This is a genomic window from Enterococcus sp. AZ080 (assembly GCF_051714945.1).
GTDB classification, from domain to species: domain Bacteria; phylum Bacillota; class Bacilli; order Lactobacillales; family Enterococcaceae; genus Enterococcus_B; species Enterococcus_B pernyi.
The window spans coordinates 1,184,442-1,204,049 of sequence record NZ_JBIOSV010000001.1 but is presented as its reverse complement, the minus strand read 5'-3'; the positions used below and the strand labels follow the sequence as shown (position 1 = coordinate 1,204,049).

Here is a 19,608-nt window from a genome sequence, read left to right as displayed (position 1 = left end):
CCTTAAAATTCTGCGATTTCTTTTACTTTTGCTTCGATGTCAGAAGCATTTGGCAACCAGATGTTTTCTGCTTGACCGAATGGGAAAACAGTATCTGGTGCAGAAACGCGTCCGATTGGTGCTTCTAATGAAAGAATTGCACGTTCAGAGATTTCAGAGATTACTTGAGTGCTTACGCCTGCTTGACGTTGTGCTTCTTGAACAACAACGACACGTCCTGTTTTTTCAACAGATTTGATGATTGTTTCAACATCTAATGGAGCAACTGTTCGTAGGTCAACGATCTCAACAGAGATACCTTCTTTTTCAAGATTATCTGCTGCCTTGATGGCTTCACGTACCATTGCACCGTAAGTGATGATTGATACATCTGTTCCTTCACGAGTCACTGCGGCTTTATCTAAAGGCACTTCGTACGCTTCATCTGGCACTTCCTCTCGGAATGAACGATAAAGTTTCATATGCTCCAAGAAAACAACAGGGTCATCACTTCTAATAGAAGCAATCAATAATCCTTTTGCATCATATGGGTTTGACGGAATCACTACACGGATACCAGGAGATTGAGCAATCAATCCTTCTAAGTTATCTGAGTGTAATTCAGGTGTATGAACACCACCACCAAATGGTGAACGGATCGTTACTGGAATATTTCTTGTTCCACCCATACGGTATCTCGTACGAGCCATTTGTGCTACAACTTCATCCATTGCTTCAAAAATAAAGCCAAAGAATTGGATTTCAGGGACAGGACGGAATCCTTCAAGTGCTAAACCGAAACCTAATCCGGCAATACCTGATTCTGCTAAAGGAGTGTCAAATACGCGGTCTTCACCGAACTTTTCTTGCAATCCTTCAGTTGCACGGAATACGCCTCCGTTTTTGCCGACATCTTCACCAAAAACGAGTACGTTTTCGTCGTTTTCAAGTTCAAGTGCTAAGGCATCTGTGATTGCTTGAATCATTGTTTTTTGTGCCATGGTTATTTCGACTCCTTCGCTTCATAGATTGCAATTTGTTCTTTGATTGTTTGTGGTGTTTCTTCAAACATATTTTTCAAGAAATCTGAAACTTTTTGTTTTGGAACTTTATCTGCTTCAGCAATTGCTGCTTTGATTTCTTCTTTTGTTTGTTCGATGACTGCTTCTTCTTTTTCTTCGCTCCATAAACCTTTTTCAGTTAGGTATTTACGGAAACGGATCAATGGATCTTTTAATTGCCATTCATCGTCAACATCTTTTTCACGGTAACGTGTTGGGTCATCACCAGATAATGTATGTGGACCGTAACGGTAAGTCAATGTTTCGATCAATACAGGTCCGTTACCAGAGACTGCCCAGTCACGTGCCATTTTTGAAACAGTATAAACGGCTAATGGGTCCATACCATCTACTTGGATACCAGGGATACCAGCTGCTACTGCTTTTTGCGCTAATGTTTTTGCTGCTGTTTGTTTTTCACGAGGTGTTGAAATCGCAAATCCATTGTTTTGGATGTAGAATACAGCATTCGCATGGTAAGCTCCAGCAAAGTTGATTGCTTCATAGAAGTCACCTTGAGAAGAACCGCCATCACCTGTATAAGTGAAAACAACATTTTTCTTGTTACGTTTTTTAAGTCCTAATGCAACACCTGCTGCTTGGACGTATTGTGCACCAATAATGATTTGTGGTGGTAGAGCTTTCAATTCTTCTGGGTAGAAGTTACCAGCTGCATGCCCACGAGACCATAGAAATGCTTGAGATAAAGGTAAGCCGTGTTTGATCAATTGTGGAACATCACGGTAACCTGGTAATAGTACATCTTCTTTGTCAAAAGCGAATGCACTAGCTAATTGACTTGCTTCTTGTCCAGCAGTAGGAGCAAAAAATCCTAAACGTCCTTGACGGTTCAATGCTGTTGAGCGTTGATCCAATACACGAGACCAAACCATGCTAGTCATCAATTCTACTAACTCTTCATCTGTCAAATCTGGAACAAGATCAGGGTTTACTACTTTCCCATCTTGATCAAGTGCTTGGTATACCGGAAAATCTGAATTGACTTCTTCAAGCAACGCTTGGAAGTCGATAGGTGTTTTCTTGTTTGCCATTTATCACACATTCCTCTCTCATCTATAAGAAACTCTCTTCATTCCGCGGTTGAAACAGCGACGATATCTGTATCACTATTTCTCCGGCTTCACTAATAAATTATCACGTATTCCTCCGAAATACAAGCTTTAAGCACAAATTTTCACCATTTAAAAAAATTATAACAATCCCTATCTCTGTTAAAATAGTGAAGGTAATCACAAGGTAGTAAGCGGTTTACATTTTTTCTAAAAAAACATAGAGATGTTTCTCCCCTTTTATAACAATCGTTTCTTTTCTGTATTCAAGTTGTTACAACCTTTTACCAATCACTGTATTAATTTTTTTCTCGATAGTGAGTGATTACACAAACCACTTACTTTAATTTTATCCTTAACATAGGCTTTTTTACAAACAATAAGCCTGTCCAACTACATATTTCTTTTAATTAACAGGCAATACGCCAACTTTTCCAGAAATTTCTTCACAAAATAAAAAAGAAAAGAAAAAATAACAAAAGTTACTCTTTCTTTTCTTACTATTGCTTCTCTTTCGCTTCCAACCATGTACGTAGTTTGTCCATTCGTGAAACGAACAATGGTAGGACATCAGGACTCATACGGCTATAGTTGATTCTTAAACCAATGTCTTCGCCAAAAAGATAACCTGGAGCCACACCTAACCCCTCACGTAATAATCTTTCTGCTAATACTTTCGTGAACTTTTCACCCTCCCAAGTCAACCAGCCATAATATCCGCCTGCAAGAGGGGCTAAATGAAAGAAGTCTTGCGAATCGACCCAACTACGTAAAAGCTGACTGTTCTTTTCTAGTCGTTGACACAGACTTGCCATGTTTTGGTCAAAAGAAGAATCAAAAACAGCAGTTGCGGCCATTTGTGTAAAGATACTCAAAGAGACATCCATCATTTTTTGTGCCTCAGACAATCGTTGGATCAGAATAGTTGGGCCCACGATCCAACCAATTTTAGTCGTTTCCCCCAACAAACGCGATAACGAGCCGACATACAAGACATTTTCCGGATCAATCGCATGGATCGGAGCGATCGAAGCTTGTTTCTCCGGAGAAAAGGCTAAATCTGCAAATACATCGTCTTCTATGATCGGCAATTGGTATTTGCGGCACAGCGCGACTAAACGTTGGCGACGTTCAGCAGCCATCACTGTACCTGTCGGATTTTGAAAATTTGGATTGACTAAGACCGCTTTGATCTTATGCTTATGAATAGCTTCTTCCAATTTTTCTAGATCAATCCCTTGATCATCCATCGGAATACCGAACAAGCGGGTACCAAGTGCTTTAAACAATGGCAAGCGGTAGAAAAAAGTGGGGGATTCCACCGCGATGGCATCTCCTACCGACAAAATGGTTTGTAAAATCAGAAAGATCGCTTGTTGTCCCCCACCAGTGATTAGCAATTGACTTTTTTTAAACGAAAATCCGTTATTTCTGGTCAAGCGTTCTCTGATCTGCGCCATCAGCGGTTGATACCCAAACACGGAAACGGCTTGTTCTTCTTTTAAAATACCTTCTAATGTATAATTGGGCATCTTCATATTAGGTAATACATCAAGCGGCATTTCACTTGAATATAAATCTAAAAAATCGGATTTCCGACTTGCTTCTTTGACTTTTTCTCCGTAACTATCAACGATTTTATCGTATCTTGCAGAGATCAATTGACGCCAATCGATCCGCGGCTCTGAAAAATCACCCCAAGTCACCGAAGAAATAAACCGACCACTCCCTTGACGACTTTCCAATATCCCTAGCCCACGCAATTCATCTAACGCATGAACAACAGTCGTACGATTCACACCAAAAAAATCAGCAAACATTCTTTCAGAAGGTAATTTATCTCCTGGTTGCAATTGCCCATTTTCGATTTTCTTCAAAATTTGATCCATGATCTGTTGGTAAGCAGAACCTTTATGTTTAGTTATTCTCGTCCACATGTGCATTCTCCAAATATTTACTTTCTACTATTGTAGCTTAGTTTCAAAAAGAAAGAAAATGTAAAAAAAGGGAGTGGGACATTCGTTCACCTCACCCACCTATAACCGAATAAACGGCGGGAACAAAAGTAACCTCTTCGAAAAATAAGGCGCCATCCACAAAAATTTGAAAAACAATTTTCGTGGATGGCGCCTTATTTCTCGAGGCTGAACACTTCCGTCCCGACCTCTCTTACTTCGAATTAAATCGTATCCCCATTGAAAATCGAGTTTTTAACGATGACATAATCGACTTTACGAATCGATTCTAAATCACGACCACCGGCATAAGAAATCGAAGATTGTAAATCTTGTTGCATTTCAACTAACGTATCTTTTAAAGATCCTTTGTGTTGAATCCAAATTTTCTTACCTTCAACATTTTTCTTTTCGCCTTTTTGGAATTCAGAAGCTGATCCAAAATATTCTTTGTAAACGACACCGTTCTCAACTTTTGTTTCTCCTGGTGATTCTTCGTGTCCTGCAAACAATGAACCGATCATCACCATCGTCGCACCAAAACGTACTGATTTCGCGACATCTCCAGGTGTACGGATACCACCGTCAGCAATGATAGGTTTGCGGGCAGCTTTCGCGCACCATCTTAGTGCCGCTAATTGCCAACCACCAGTACCAAAACCAGTTTTGATTTTTGTGATACATACTTTTCCTGGGCCAATGCCGACTTTCGTTGCATCTGCTCCAGCGTTTTCTAATTCTCGAACGGCTTCTGGCGTGCCGACGTTCCCTGCAATGACAAACGTATCTGGTAAATGCTTTTTGATATGCTGGATCATCGCGATCACAGCATTTGAATGTCCATGGGCAATATCAATTGTAATATAATCTGGTACAAGCGATTTTTCTGCTAATTCTTCTACAAAAGCATACTCGTCTTTTTTCACTCCTACACTAATAGAAGAAATTAAATTTCTTGCTTTCATTTTTTCGATAAATGGGATTCGTGCTTCTTCTTCAAAACGATGCATGATATAGAAATAACCATTTTCAGCTAAAAATTCCGCAATCGTTTCATCAATGATCGTTTGCATATTTGCTGGTACAACCGGCATTTTAAATGTATGTGAACCTAAATTCACAGTTGTATCACATTCTGAACGGCTGTTTACGATACATTTATTAGGAATCAGTTGAATATCTTCGTAATCAAATACTTTCATCATATCGTCCTCTCGATTTCATATTCGCAAAAAACACGAACATTATCTACTTTTTACGTGCTCATTTTTAGCACCTCAAGTAATTTAACGTAATTTCATAAAAAAATCAAGCTTTTTATTATAAAAAAGTTGTATTTTACCTTTAATTAAGTTTTCGTGTAAAAAAAAGCGAACATTTTTAAACGTTCGCTTTTTTTGATGCTACCTTATTTTTTTGTTTGTAAAATCACAATGATTCTTAACGACTTTTTTCATGGTTACTTGTTGTTGGGCGATTTTGTTGGAAATCTCCCGCCATTTTTTTCGCACGATTCGTCCGGTCAGCGAAAGAGCCTTGCGCTTTCAACTGAGCTACTTGTTGGAGTTTTCGGTCCGTCTGTACATGCTTATCTACATCAACTATTCTCAGTACTCCCGCACCTAAACTACGTACATAATCGATCGCTGACAGCAGTTTAGGAGTATAGTGTGATTTGCTTATTGCTTTTAGATCAGTTAATGCCTGACCACGCTGATAATTCAAACTTTTCAGCGTATGGCTCCCATTAACATACTGCTCTTTCCCGTTGATTTGCGCTCTGGTTTCAAAAAGTTCTCCCTCTTTTTTATTTAAATGGATCAAACTTTCTGCGTAATTCAACATACTTGAATGGAGTGATTCGATCGAATTGATGACGGGGGCTGCAATATGTTCAATAGAATGATGCGACTCCAAACCTCTTTTGAAATCCATGCGAAAATCAGGATTTTCTAAATCTTCACGATGCTGTAATACTTGTTTCGTTAAGGTTTTTAAATCATTTTTCCATTCATTTGATTCTTTATGTAGTACTTTAAACTCAGCTGACAAACGATCTTTACGTGTTTGTAGCGTTTTTTTACTTAGATTTAGATCAACCGATTGCGGAATTTTTGCTTCACCACGAGCGAAAGTTACATCCTGACCAAGGAAGGAAGTGATATTTGAAATCAATTGTTGAAACACCTTGGGATAAAACTGTTCGTTACGTTTTTCAAGCATGAATCTTGCCGAATTTTCCTGATAACCCATTCTTTCGAAAGCCTTGCTTGGTTGATGAAAGCCCGCATGCAATTTTAATCGGATAGATTGGATATGTTTCTCCATTTTTTCCATCCGCATGGCGTTGGCTACCCACATTTCAATCTTATTTTCATAAGAATTGATTGGGTTGATGAGTTTTTTTGCTTGTCTTTCATTTTCGGGAAATTTATTCAATAAGTTATTTTGTTCTTTGATGATCTCATTATATAGTTTTTGTTGTGTTTTATGTAATGTACTAAAATCGGCGTATAAGTATTTTCTCTCATCTTGTAATAGTTTCCTTAACTGTTTATCCATTGATTCTCCTCTTTTCTTCGATACTGTTCATCGTTTTTCTATTTTTGTAAAAACCGACTCTCTTTCTCATAAAAAACAGAGAGTCGGCTAACGATATCTTTTATTTTATGGCAAAATATTGCCAGCAGCACGATACAATTCATACCAATCTTCTCGAGTCATATCGATCATCGATGCTTTCGCGATTTCTTCAATCCTTGTCAGATTCATCGTTCCAGCGATCACCTGCATATTTGCAGGATGACGTAAGATCCACGCCGACGCTAACCCTGTTGGTGTCGTATGATATTTTTCTGCCAGTTCGTTTAACGACTGATTCAATTCTGGGAATTTTTCATTTCCAATGAATACACCTTCAAAGAAGCCATATTGATAAGGCGACCACGCTTGGATCGTCATCTCATGTAAACGAGAATAATCTAGGATACTGCCATCATGGTCAATACTTGCTTGATCCGTCATGTTCACATGGATTCCCTGATCGATCATTTCGGAATGTTTAAGACCAAATTGTAATTGGTTCGCCAGTAATGGCTGGTTCACATATTTTTTCAATAACTCGATCTGCATTGGTTTTTGATTGCTCACACCAAAGAAACGAACCTTGCCAGATCGCTCCAACTCATCAAACGCTTCCGCCACTTCTTCGGGTTCAACGAGCGTGTCTGGACGATGAAGTAACAAGGCATCAACGTATTCCATATCTAATCTACGCAAGCTATCTTCAACCGATTGAATGATGTGTTTTTTTGAGAAATCAAACATCTTTCCTGGTACGATCCCGCATTTCGTTTGGATAAATAATTCATCACGTTTTAGCGAAGTTTTTGCTAACGCTTGAGCAAAAATTGTTTCACAGTCCCCACCACCGTAAATATCCGCATGGTCAAAAAAATTGATGCCATTTTCAAAAGCTGTTTCAATCACTTTTTCAGGTTGCTCAGAACCATTCAAACGCATACAACCTAAAATGACGGAGGATACGAGCTGGTCGGAAGTCCCTAAACGAATCTTTTTCATCAAATCTCATCCTTTCTTAGCAACTCGATTTTACCATAACCATCATGAAAAGGCTTCAAAAAAAATAAAACTATTTTTCCGTTTCTGCAAAAAATAGTTTTATTTCTTTATGTGACTTTTACTTTTGTACCAAGGCTTTTGAGCCGATATCCGTCCGATAGAATGTACGTTCAGTATTCTTGACTTTTAAAACAGAGTATATTTTTTCTTGCGCTTCTTCGATTGTCTGACCACTCGCTTCCACCAAATAGATCCGTCCCCCTGCACCTACCAGTTCTTTCGCTTGTTCCTCTACCCCCGCATAATAGACGGCCACATCTGGATCAGCTGAAAAATCTGGAAGCAAGGCTCCTTTTTGGTATTTTCCTGGATAGCCTTCTGCCGCAACGACTACACCTAAGCAAACTCCTTCTGTCTCCCATGTTAACTCGACTGCCCTTCCTGTTAATAGGCGGTCAATGATTTCCGCTAGATCACTTTTAAGTCGTGGCAACACAACTTGCGTCTCAGGATCACCAAACCGAGCGTTGAATTCGATTACTTTTGGTCCTTCTGCTGTGGCAATCAGCCCTGCATATAAAATACCAGTAAATGAACACCCTATCTCTTTCATCCCTCGCACTGCTGGTTTCAATACTTTTTCGACAGCCTGATCAACCATGGTTTGAGGGATTTGCGGCACAGGTGTATAAGCGCCCATTCCGCCAGTATTAGGACCTTTATCCCCATTATACGCTCGCTTATGGTCTTGCGAGATCACCATGGGATAAACTTCTTTATCTCGGACAAAAGCAAGTAAAGAGAACTCTTCTCCTGACAAGAACTCTTCCACGACGATTTTCTGCCCACTAGCACCAAACCGATCATTTTCTAGCATCTCTGAAGCGGCTTCGACAGCGGCTTCGAGGGTTTCCGCCACAACGACCCCTTTACCAGCAGCTAATCCGTCTGCTTTGATAACGATCGGTGCGCCTTTTGCTTCAATGTATTCTCTCGCTTCGGCAAAACGGGTAAACGTTTGTGACTCTGCAGCAGGAATACCTTGACGTGCCATCAACTCTTTGGCAAAGCTCTTTGAACCTTCAATTAAGGCTGCAGCTTTTGTTGGGCCAAAAATCGCTAATCCTTCCGCTTGAAAATCATCAACGATCCCATTGAGTAGAGGGATTTCTGGACCAACAAATGTCCAGGCGATCCCTTCAGCTCGAGCAAATTCGATCAATCCTTCATGATCCGTTTCAACAAGATCCACCAAGTGAACCCCATCTTTTTTCATTCCTGCATTTCCAGGTGCGCAATACACAGCTTCAACTAATGGACTAGCTAAAAGTTTTTTGCTTATCGCATGTTCTCGCCCGCCCGAGCCAATCACTAAACACTTCATTTTATCCGCTCCTTCTTAATGTCTAAAATGACGCACGCCGGTAAATACCATTGCGATACCATACTTGTTTGCCATATCGATCGAGGCTTGATCTTTGATACTTCCTCCCGGCTGGATGATTGCTTTGATGCCATGCTTCGCAGCGTATTCGACAGAGTCATCCATTGGGAAGTAAGCATCACTTGCAAGCGCGGCTGTTTCGGCTTTAGCACCAGCTTGTTCGATCGCAAGCTTGACCGAACCCACACGATTCATTTGGCCGGCACCAATACCGAGGGTTTGCTGTTGATTTGCAACGACGATCGCATTTGATTTCACATGTTTGACCGCTTTCCAAGCAAAAGCCATCGCTGCTTGCTCTTCTTTGGTGGGTTGACGATCGGTGACTACGGTCCAACTTTCTGGTTCTTCCATTGCACGATCATCTTGTTGGACCAGTAAACCTCCTAAGACAGAGACCATTTCGTTAGCATTTCCTTCCACATTCGAGAAATCGACTTGCAACAGACGGAGATTTTTCTTCGTTTTCAGTACAGCTAGGGCCTCTTCACTGTAACTAGGAGCGATAATGATTTCTAAAAACAATTGAGTCATTGCTTGTGCACTAACCAAATCGACTTCCCGATTCAATACGATAATGCCGCCAAAGATCGATACTGGATCAGCAGCATAAGCAGCTTCCCACGCAGAGAAAATCGTCTCGCCACTTCCGATCCCACATGGATTCATATGTTTCAACGCAACGACAGTTGGTTCCGTGAACTCTCTCATGATACGTAACGCAGCATCCGCATCACGAATATTATTGAAAGAAAGTTCCTTACCGTGCAATTGTTCCGCACTTGCAATCGAATAACTCGTTGGTAAAGCCGCTTGATAAAATGCTGCTTCTTGATGGCTATTCTCGCCATAGCGAAGGTCTTGTTTGCGCGTATAAGTAAGGGTTAGATTCTCAGGATCTTTTTCACCCACAGCTTCTGTGAGATATTGACCAATCAACGCATCATAAGCAGCCGTATGACGAAAAACTTTTGCTGCTAACTTTCTACGTGTCTCAAGGCTCGTGTGACCTTCTTGCTGGATTTCTGCTAAAACGATCGCATAATCAACGGGATCAACGATGGCTGTTACGAAAGCATGATTTTTTGCAGCACTTCGCAACATGCTCGGTCCACCGATATCAATATTTTCGATCGCATCTGCTTCGGTCGTTTCTGGTTTTAAGATCGTTTCCTTGAATGGATAAAGGTTGACACAGACAATATCGATTGGTTGGATGGCTTCTTTTTCCATTGCCTCCATATGGCTTTCACTATCGCGACGCCCTAATAATCCTCCGTGGATTTTTGGATGTAAAGTTTTTACTCGGCCATCCATCATCTCAGGAAAACCAGTCACTTCATCGATAGAAATGGTTTCGATTCCTGCTTCTTCCAAAGCTGTTTTAGTTCCACCTGTGGAAATGATCTCTATATCGGCAGCACGTAGTCCTTTCGCAAAGTCAATGACCCCAGTCTTATCTGAAACACTTATTAACGCTCTTGTCATTTTTTTACATCTCCCATATTTACTATATTTGCAATCACTTCTGGAAAGATCTGATGTTCGATCTGATGGATTTTTTGTTCCAATGTAGCTAATGTATCTTCTTTTTCGATCATCACTTTTTCCTGACGAATGATTGGTCCAGTATCCACCCCACGATCGATATAATGGACAGTCACACCTGTTTCCTTCACGCCTGCTTCAAAAGCATCGCGAATCCCATGAAGACCGGGAAAATTCGGTAATAACGAAGGATGGATATTGATCATTTTATTTTCATAAGTTGACAGTAAGCCTTCACCAACGATTCGCATATAGCCTGCCAGTACGATCAAATCAATCTCTCGGTTTGCTAATTCTTCAAGGATCGCTTGTTCGTACTCCGTTTTGGATGCAAACTCTTTCGGTGAAAAACAGGTGCTCGGAACTTGCGCTTTTTTTGCCCGTTGTAAAACATAGGCATGTGGCTGATCACAAAACAACCACTCGATTGTCGCAGAAAGTCGGTTCTTTTTAAAATAATCGACCAGCGCTTGAAAGTTACTGCCATTTCCTGAAGCAAAGACGGCAATCTTCATTTTTTCCCCTCTGCGATCACGACTTTTTGCTCCTCAAACGGTACGACTTGCCCGATTTGATAGACTTCTTCGCCAGATTTACGGATTTGATCAATGATTTCACTCGCATGTTCAGGAGAAACTGCAATGACCATTCCAATGCCCATGTTAAAGATCTCATACATTTCATGTGCAGGGATCTCACCATACTTTTGCAAACAATCGAAGATCGGTAAAACTGGCCATGTGCCTAGATCGATGCGGGCAGCAACATTTTCTGGCAACATCCGCGGAATATTCTCAATGAACCCGCCACCTGTAATATGTGCGGCACCTTTGATCTTCTCTTTTTTGATTAATGGTAATAAAGTCGAAACATAGATTTTTGTCGGTTCAAGCAACACATCTGCCAAAGAGGTATCCAACCTTTCGATCGTTTCTTCTAATGAAAAACCTTGCTGTTCAAAAAAGATTTTACGAACCAAAGAGTACCCATTGGAATGGATGCCACTAGAAGGCAAACCTAGCAAGATATCACCTGTTGTGATCGATTGACCAGTAATCAATTGCGCTTTTTCCGCAATCCCTACCGCAAAACCTGCCAGATCATAATCGTCCCCTTGATACATACCTGGCATTTCTGCTGTTTCGCCACCGATCAATGCCATGTTTGCTGAAACACAACCAGTAGCAACGCCTGATACGACTTTTTCTAGACGTTCTGGGTCATTTTTACCTGTTGCCAAATAATCTAAAAAGTATAAAGGTTCTGCCCCTTGTGCCAAAATATCATTGACACACATCGCGACACAATCGATACCGATCGTTTCATGGCAATCTGCGGCGATAGCTACAGCTAACTTAGTACCCACACCGTCTGTCCCGGAAACTAAGACAGGTTCTTTTAATTGGAATCCACTAAGGTCAAAGCAGCCACCAAAGCCTCCTAATGCACCCATCACACCGATTCTTTCTGTTTTCTTCACATGTTTTTTGATGCGATCCACGACTTCATACCCCGCTTCTACATCCACACCCGCTTTTGCATAAGCATTACCCATTTGATTACTTGCTCCTTTCATTTGCTCCGTTTAAAAAAAAGATACTTTTTCTTTTAAAGATTCTTGGTATTTTTCTTCGTAGTCATATAGCGGTGTCGGATAATCGCCGTTGAAATAAGCCATACATAACCCTGAATAAGGGGAATCTTTTTGTAGGCCGATTGCTCCAATCAAGCCTTCTTCACTCAAGAAATCCAACGAATCTGCGCCGATACATTCTCTGATCTCTTCGATGGAATGATTCGCTGCGATCAGTTCTTTTCTCGTTTGGATGTCGATCCCGTAAAAACATGGATATTTCAATGGTGGAGATGCGATCCGCACATGGACTTCCTTTGCTCCAGCTTCTTTTAATAGATTGACGATTCTTCGGCTGGTAGTGCCGCGAACGATCGAATCATCGACCATAATGATTTTTTTCCCTTCCACAACGCCCCGAACCGCAGAAAGTTTCATCCGCACACCTTGTTCTCTTAATTCTGGGGTTGGTTGGATGAACGTACGTGCCACATATTGATTTTTCACCAAGCCGATTTCATATGGGATACCACTTGCTTCAGCATAACCACTGGCTGCTGACAACGAAGAATTGGGCACACCAACCACCATATCTGCTTCGATCGGCGCTTCAGCCGCTAAACGTCTCCCCATATTTTTACGTGCTGTATGCACATTGATCCCTGCAATATCAGAATCCGGACGTGCAAAGTAAATATATTCCATGGAACAAATCGCCAATTGAGTATCTGTCGTGTATTGCTCGATCGTATAGCCATCATCATTGATGATCACGATTTCTCCTGGCAAGACATCACGTACAAACCGCGCACCGATCCCTTCCAGCGCACAGGTTTCAGAAGTAATGACATATGTGCCATTTTTCATTTGACCAATGGCTAATGGGCGAAAACCATTAGGGTCTAGTGCCGCAACCATCGCGTCTTCTGTCAGTAATAAGTAAGCAAATCCGCCTTTTACCTCAGCCAAGGCTTCCTTTAATCTGTCTAAAAACGTTTCTTCGTTACTACGACGGATCAAATGCATCAAGATCTCTGTATCTGAATTTGAATGAAAGATGGCACCATCTTTTTCTAAAGACGTCCGTAAAGAGCGAGCATTCGTCAGATTGCCATTATGAGCCAACCCAATCGATTGATCGTAAAATTTGAATAAAAAAGGTTGGATATTATCCACACTGCCATTGCCTGCGGTAGCATAGCGAACGTGACCGATCGCTGCTTGTCCAGATAAAGCTGCTAGTTTTCTTGGATCTTTGAATACCTCTGAAAGAAGCCCAAGATCACGGTGACCATATAATTTCCCATCATCATTTGATACGATGCCAGCACCTTCTTGCCCACGATGCTGCAAACTATGCAAACCAAAGTAAGTGACATTGGCAGCTTGAGGATGTCCCCAAACACCGAACACTCCACATTCTTCATTGATGCTTCTTACTTCATAAGACATTCGATTGCTTCCTCCCAAGACTGTTTCGCCGAAGCGACTGCCAAGTCAACTCTTCCATCATTTGCTTGTATCACCAATTGTTTTTCTTCCGTTACGTGACCAAGAAGTGTCCCACGCTCACCAGCTAATGTTTCAAAGGCTTGTTGGTTTTCTTTTGTTACAGATACAATAAAACGCGATTGTGATTCAGAAAACAGATGAGCAGCTGGCAGATCAACTCTCGTTGAAACACCGAAACCATTTGTGAACGCTGATTCCGCAATAGCCACCGCTAACCCACCTTCTGCACAGTCATGCGCACTTTGGATCAGTCCAGCTTTGATTGCTTCTAACATCAAGGTTTGGTTTTCTTTTTCGGTAGTTAGATCAAAATGCTCCACCATTCCTTCGATCCTACCTAGCTGCAGCTTTTGTAATTCGCTGCCGTTAAAGTCTGCAAACGTCTGGCCGATCACATAGATCACATCTCCTGCTTGTTTGAACTCTTGGGTAGTGATATGTTCGTGGGCTTCGATCAATCCGACCATACCGATCATCGGCGTTGGATAGATCGCTTGGCCATCTGTCTCGTTATATAGAGAAACATTTCCTGAGATCACAGGTGTTTCCAACATTTCACATGCTTTAGCAATTCCATCAGCTGAGTACGATAACTCCCAGAATACTTCTGGTTTATCTGGAGAACCATAGTTCAAACAATCCGTAATCGCTAAAGGTTGACCACCACTTGCGACAATATTTCTTGCTGCTTCCGCAACAACAATCTGACCACCAATTTCTGGATCTAGATAAATATAACGAGCATTACAGTCTGTCGTCATCGCTAACGCTTTTTTGGTCCCGCGAATACGCAAAACTGCGGCATCACTACCTGGAGCAACCACTGTATTGGTTTGGACACGCGAATCATACGTCTCATAAATCGAACGTTTTGATGCGATCGTCGGTTGCTTCAACAACGCAGTCAATACTTCATTTGGATCAGAGATCACTGGTTGGTATTGACCTAATTCACGGAATTTTGCCATCCGTTCTGGTTCAACCATTTCTTTCTGATAGACAGGCGCATCTTCTGCCAAGGCATCTACCGGAAGATTGGCTACTTCTTTTCCATGATGATACAAACGGTACTGACCATCATCTGTTACTTTTCCAATCGTCACCGCGTCTAGATCGTATTTTTGGAATAGTGCTTGGACACGCGCTTCTGAACCAGCCTTCACACAGATCAACATCCGTTCTTGGGATTCAGATAACATCATTTCATAAGGGGTCATCTGCGATTCACGCTGCGGTACATCGTCCAAGGTCAATACCAAACCAAAGCCTGCTTTTGAGGCCATTTCTGAACTTGATGAAACAAGTCCTGCCGCACCCATATCTTGGATGCCGACAAGAATGTCTGAGTGGTCCAAAATCAATTCCAAACAAGCTTCTAACAATAATTTCTCCATAAAAGGATCGCCCACTTGCACAGCTGAACGTTGTTGTTCTTCTTCCTGACTAAATTCTTCGGAGGCAAATGTCGCACCGTGGATACCATCCCGACCTGTCTTAGCGCCTACATACATGATCGAATTGCCAACACCTGATGCTTGTCCTTTTTGGATATCTTTATGATCGATCAACCCAACACACATGGCATTTACCAATGGATTCCCCTCATAACAAGGATCAAAGGCGATCTCACCACCAACTGTCGGTACGCCAATACAATTACCATACCCTCCGATACCAGCAACAACTTCTTCTAACAGGTATTTTGTACGAGGATTATCTAATTCGCCAAAACGCAGTGAATCAAGTAGAGCAATCGGACGTGCACCCATACTGAAAATATCACGAATAATGCCCCCAACACCTGTTGCTGCGCCTTCATAAGGTTCGACTGCCGAAGGATGATTGTGGCTTTCTGCTTTAAAAACCACTGCTTGTCCGTCTCCAATGTCAACGATCCCCGCGCCTTCACCAGGCCCTTGTAAGACATTCGGCCCACTTGTTGGGAATTTTCTTAAGATCGGCTTGGAGTTTTTGTAAGAACAGTGTTCACTCCACATGACTGAGAACAGACCGGTCTCTGTATAATTAGGCATTCTACCTAAGATGTCTTCTTCGATCATCCGGTATTCTTCATCCGTCAGTCCCCATTGCGTATAAATCTTTTGTTCTTTGATTTCTAATGCAGTTGGCTCCATCATTGTTTTCATTTATGCAGTCACCTTTCCGAAATTCTTCAATAGCGAAGCGAAGAAACGTTTGCCATCTTCTGAGCCAAGTAATGCTTCCATTGCTCGTTCTGGATGGGGCATCATCCCTAACACATTTCCTGCTTTGTTTGTAATCCCTGCAATGTTGGCCACACTGCCGTTGAGATTTTCTCCCTCGTAGGTAAACACGATTTGGTTGTTGTCGATCAGTTCTTGAAGCGTCTCTTCGTCACAAAAATAATTGCCTTCTCCATGGGCCACCGGCAACTGGATCACTTCATTTTTGTCGTACTCTGAAGTAAAGGATGTTTGATTGTTAACTTTCAGTGATGCTGACTTACAGATAAAACGTAATGAATCATTTCTTCTTAATACGCCTGGTAGCAATCCAGCCTCCGTCAACACTTGGAATCCATTACATGTACCAAAAACAGGTTTTCCTTCTTCCGCAAAACGAATCACTTCATCCATGATTGTTGAAAAACGAGCAATCGCTCCACAACGTAAGTAATCGCCGTAAGAAAAGCCGCCAGGGATCAATACTCCGTCATACCCTTCAAGAGAAGATTCGTCATAACGAACATAGTCTGCTTCTGCGCCCATCACATCACGGATCGCCCAAAGCAAGTCCGCATCACAATTCGATCCAGGAAAAACAATCACGGCAAATTTCATGCTAAACTTCCTCCATTTTGTTGATTTCATAACGATACGTTTCCATATTGACATTTGCTAATAAACGATCGCAAATCGCTTCGATCGTTGCTTCTACTTCCTCTTCACTAGCTGAGACTTGGATTTCAAAATACTTCCCGATACGAATATCTTCAATGTTGTCGTAGCCTAAACGATGTACCGCATTTTTAACTGCCTCTCCTTGTGGATCTAATACTGAATCTTTATATGTTACGTACACTTTTACAAAATACATGATTTATTCTCCTTTATTTTCGAGTGATAATTGATTTAAACGATCGAGTACTTCTTGATAGACAGGAATGATGTTGCCGATCTTTCGCCGGTAGACATCCTTATCCATATGTTCCTTAGTGGTAAGATCCCATAAGCGACATGTATCCGGAGAAATTTCATCTGCTAATTCGATCTCGCCAGTCGCAGTACGTCCAAATTCCACTTTAAAATCGACTAATCGTAAATTGATTTTTTTGAATAGTTCTATCAGATGGTCATTGATTTGCAACGCTTGTTTTTTAAGCTCCGCTATCTCTTCAGGCGTTGCTAACTCTAAGAAACCAACGTGGGCATCATTAATGAAGGGATCATCTAGTTCATCTTTTTTGTAATAAAATTCAACGATCGGTGTCGGTAGCACTTGCCCTTCTTCTACTCCTAGGCGTTTTGAAAAACTTCCAGCTGAAATATTTCTGACGACCACTTCTAAGAGAATGATCGACCGTTTTTTAATCAATTGTTCGGTTTTTGACAATTTCTCAATAAAATGATTTTTTATTCCTTGATTCGATAAGTATTCAAAAATAGCACTTGTGATTTGATTGTTCAATTCTGCTTTCCCTTGCATTTGGTCTTTCATTCCACCGTTGAGGGCAGTCACTTGATCTAGATACTCCACCCACAGGACAGTTTCATCATTCGTGTTAAACATTCTTTTTGCTTTTCCTTCATAGAGCAAGTTCTGTTTTTCCATGTCTACGACTCCTTGTTTGTTAACGTTGTATTACCAACACACATTATTTGTTCGTCTTTTCACTTTAAATTTTACCAAGGGTCAGTAATCAAATCAATACAAAAGTGTACATTTAAACCATTAAAAACATTTAATGTTCGTCTTTCGCACTTTTATTAAGAATAGTTGTTCTTCGTTAAGAAGCGTTTACACATTTATTGATTGGTGATATAGTAGATTTAAAGAAAACAGTTAGAGGTTTCAAGGAGGTAACTAAATGGAAGATCCAAGTACGTCTGCCCAACGCTTTTTACTCGATTTATCTGTTGAAGAAAAATCACGCTTATACAATGATCTACTTGCTATCAAAGATGTTGATGCCTGCATGAAGGATCGAAGTTTTTATACATTTAGAAAACTTCGACGTGCAGCAAAACGACAATCGGAGTGTCGAAAACGAACATTCCATTACTTGACCCAAAACAACCATGAACTAGTGATCAAACAAATCCATGAGCAAAAGTTATTCAAGCATCATTACCGATTGCTCGTGACCTTCGATCAACAAGAATTTGGCTATACATTTGTTGAAACATTATTGAATCTTCTACATTCCCAACATTTCAATTTGGGTCATCAAATGGCTTATGCTTAAACCAAAAAGAACATCCCTCAGAAGTTAGTCTGAAGGATGTTCTTTTTTTCTTGCATTTAAAAAAATAGTTCTAGCTAGTGATTGTTCGTTTTTTTCGATCAGTCGAGAAACATTGTTAACATCTATTCTTACTGAATGGTTTATGCTAAACCGACACGTTCAAAAATGACATCCACATTTTTCATATGGTGGTTGTAATCAAATGCTTCAGCGATTTCTTCTGGTGTCAAAACAGAAGTGATCGCTTCGTCTTCTTCAAGTAAAGGACGGAAGGACACTTGATTATCCCACGCATATGCTGTCTTAGGTTGAACAAGATCATACGCTTCTTCTCTTGGCATCCCTTTATCAATCAATTTCAACATGACACGTTGGCTATAGATCAAGCCAAATGTCGCATCCATGTTACGTTTCATGTTTTCTGGGAATACCGTTAGATTTTTAACGATATTGCCGAAGCGGCTCAACATATAATCAAGTAGGATCGTTGTATCAGGTAGAATGATCCGTTCTGCAGAAGAATGGGAGATATCTCTTTCGTGCCACAACGAAACATTTTCATAAGCGGTAATCATATGCCCACGGATCACTCGCGCTAAGCCAGCCATATTTTCTGAACCGATCGGATTACGTTTATGTGGCATAGCAGATGAGCCTTTTTGTCCTTTAGCAAAAAATTCTTCGACTTCTCGTGTTTCCGATTTTTGAAGTCCACGAATCTCTGTCGCAAAGCGTTCGATACTGGTCGCAATCAATGACATTGTCGCAAAATATTCGGCATGTAGATCACGTGGTAAAACTTGCGTCGATACTTCTTGCGGACGGATGCCTAGTTTTTCGCAGACATATTCTTCAATGAACGGAGGGATATTCGCAAACGTACCAACAGCACCGGAGATTTTCCCTGCTTCTACGCCTTTTGCTGCATGTTCAAAACGTTCGATATTTCGTTTCATCTCAGAATACCAAGTAGCTAATTTAAGACCGAAAGTGGTTGGCTCAGCATGCACACCATGCGTACGTCCCATCATGACTGTATACTTATGCTCTTTGGCTTTTTCACCAATGATCGCTGTGAAACGTTTCAAATCTTCGCGCAAAATGTCATTTGCTTGTTTGATTTGGTAACCATAAGCTGTATCCACCACATCTGTACTTGTTAATCCATAATGAACCCATTTACTTTCGTCACCAAGTGTTTCCGAAACTGCTCGAGTAAAAGCAACGACATCGTGGCGTGTCGATTGCTCAATCTCTAAAATACGAGCGATATCAAAAGACGCGTGTTCACGGATTTTCGCTACATCTTCTTTAGGTATTTCTCCTAATTCTGCCCAAGCTTCATCAGCAAGTATTTCAACTTCTAACCATGCTTGATATTTATTTTGCTCTGTCCAAATATTGCCCATTTCAGGTCGTGTATAACGTTCTAACATC

17 protein-coding genes are annotated in these 19,608 nt (G+C 41.0%); 1 reads left to right on the top strand and 16 read right to left on the bottom strand.

Going from position 1 to position 19,608, the window contains the following annotated elements; genetic code table 11:
- Nucleotides 1-2 precede the first annotated feature (2 nt).
- The 15 genes from IGK01_RS05675 to purC all read right to left on the bottom strand — a co-directional run bounded on the left by IGK01_RS05675 (nt 3) and on the right by purC (nt 17,537).
- Nucleotides 3-980, bottom strand: coding sequence for an alpha-ketoacid dehydrogenase subunit beta (locus tag IGK01_RS05675; protein WP_438840553.1), 978 nt, complete (start codon nt 978-980; stop codon nt 3-5).
- A 2-nt stretch (nt 981-982) separates the two neighbouring features.
- Nucleotides 983-2,092 carry a pyruvate dehydrogenase (acetyl-transferring) E1 component subunit alpha gene (gene pdhA, locus IGK01_RS05670; protein ID WP_010735671.1) on the bottom strand — a complete coding sequence of 370 codons (1,110 nt, stop codon included), beginning with the start codon at nt 2,090-2,092 and terminating at the stop codon, nt 983-985.
- 518 nt (nt 2,093-2,610) lie between these two features.
- Nucleotides 2,611-4,047, bottom strand: a complete 1,437-nt coding sequence (locus IGK01_RS05665) for a PLP-dependent aminotransferase family protein (protein WP_153830395.1) — start codon at nt 4,045-4,047, stop codon at nt 2,611-2,613.
- Nucleotides 4,048-4,289: 242 nt separating this feature from the next.
- Entirely contained in the window at nt 4,290-5,267 is a 978-nt protein-coding gene (gene guaC / locus IGK01_RS05660; RefSeq protein WP_438748930.1) for a GMP reductase, read from the bottom strand.
- 238 nt (nt 5,268-5,505) lie between these two features.
- Nucleotides 5,506-6,627, bottom strand: a complete 1,122-nt coding sequence (locus IGK01_RS05655; protein ID WP_409173874.1) for a hypothetical protein — start codon at nt 6,625-6,627, stop codon at nt 5,506-5,508.
- A 105-nt stretch (nt 6,628-6,732) separates the two neighbouring features.
- The gene (locus tag IGK01_RS05650; protein ID WP_153830393.1) at nt 6,733-7,647 is read right to left on the bottom strand and encodes an aldo/keto reductase; all 915 of its coding nucleotides are present in this window, start codon (nt 7,645-7,647) and stop codon (nt 6,733-6,735) included.
- 118 nt (nt 7,648-7,765) lie between these two features.
- Nucleotides 7,766-9,031, bottom strand: a complete 1,266-nt coding sequence (gene purD / locus IGK01_RS05645; protein ID WP_438722744.1) for a phosphoribosylamine--glycine ligase — start codon at nt 9,029-9,031, stop codon at nt 7,766-7,768.
- A gap of 15 nt (nt 9,032-9,046) precedes the next feature.
- Nucleotides 9,047-10,579 (bottom strand): bifunctional phosphoribosylaminoimidazolecarboxamide formyltransferase/IMP cyclohydrolase, encoded by a 1,533-nt coding sequence (gene purH, locus IGK01_RS05640; protein WP_023519519.1) that lies wholly within the window; start codon nt 10,577-10,579, stop codon nt 9,047-9,049.
- Nucleotides 10,576-11,154, bottom strand: a complete 579-nt coding sequence (gene purN, locus IGK01_RS05635; protein ID WP_023519518.1) for a phosphoribosylglycinamide formyltransferase — start codon at nt 11,152-11,154, stop codon at nt 10,576-10,578. The genes purH and purN overlap by 4 nt, the downstream gene beginning before the upstream one ends.
- Nucleotides 11,151-12,194 carry a phosphoribosylformylglycinamidine cyclo-ligase gene (gene purM, locus IGK01_RS05630; protein ID WP_438840552.1) on the bottom strand — a complete coding sequence of 348 codons (1,044 nt, stop codon included), beginning with the start codon at nt 12,192-12,194 and terminating at the stop codon, nt 11,151-11,153. Before purM ends, purN begins: the two co-directional genes overlap by 4 nt.
- A gap of 30 nt (nt 12,195-12,224) precedes the next feature.
- Nucleotides 12,225-13,664: an amidophosphoribosyltransferase gene (purF, locus tag IGK01_RS05625; RefSeq protein WP_438840551.1), complete on the bottom strand. Its 1,440-nt coding sequence runs from the start codon at nt 13,662-13,664 to the stop codon at nt 12,225-12,227.
- On the bottom strand, nt 13,649-15,871 hold the full coding sequence (gene purL / locus IGK01_RS05620; RefSeq protein WP_409173871.1) for a phosphoribosylformylglycinamidine synthase subunit PurL: 2,223 nt from the start codon (nt 15,869-15,871) through the stop codon (nt 13,649-13,651). The genes purF and purL overlap by 16 nt, the downstream gene beginning before the upstream one ends.
- Nucleotides 15,872-16,546 (bottom strand): phosphoribosylformylglycinamidine synthase subunit PurQ, encoded by a 675-nt coding sequence (purQ, locus tag IGK01_RS05615; RefSeq protein ID WP_023519515.1) that lies wholly within the window; start codon nt 16,544-16,546, stop codon nt 15,872-15,874.
- A gap of 1 nt (nt 16,547) precedes the next feature.
- Nucleotides 16,548-16,802, bottom strand: coding sequence for a phosphoribosylformylglycinamidine synthase subunit PurS (purS, locus tag IGK01_RS05610; protein WP_010735683.1), 255 nt, complete (start codon nt 16,800-16,802; stop codon nt 16,548-16,550).
- 3 nt (nt 16,803-16,805) lie between these two features.
- Nucleotides 16,806-17,537, bottom strand: coding sequence for a phosphoribosylaminoimidazolesuccinocarboxamide synthase (gene purC / locus IGK01_RS05605; protein WP_010735684.1), 732 nt, complete (start codon nt 17,535-17,537; stop codon nt 16,806-16,808).
- Nucleotides 17,538-17,793: 256 nt separating this feature from the next.
- Between purC and IGK01_RS05600 the strand changes: the two genes are divergently transcribed.
- Entirely contained in the window at nt 17,794-18,171 is a 378-nt protein-coding gene (locus IGK01_RS05600) for a hypothetical protein (protein WP_010735685.1), read from the top strand.
- Nucleotides 18,172-18,311: 140 nt separating this feature from the next.
- On the opposite strand, the gene purB is transcribed toward IGK01_RS05600, so the two are convergent.
- Nucleotides 18,312-19,607, bottom strand: a complete 1,296-nt coding sequence (gene purB, locus IGK01_RS05595) for an adenylosuccinate lyase (RefSeq protein WP_438840550.1) — start codon at nt 19,605-19,607, stop codon at nt 18,312-18,314.
- Between the last annotated feature and the right edge of the window lies 1 nt (nt 19,608).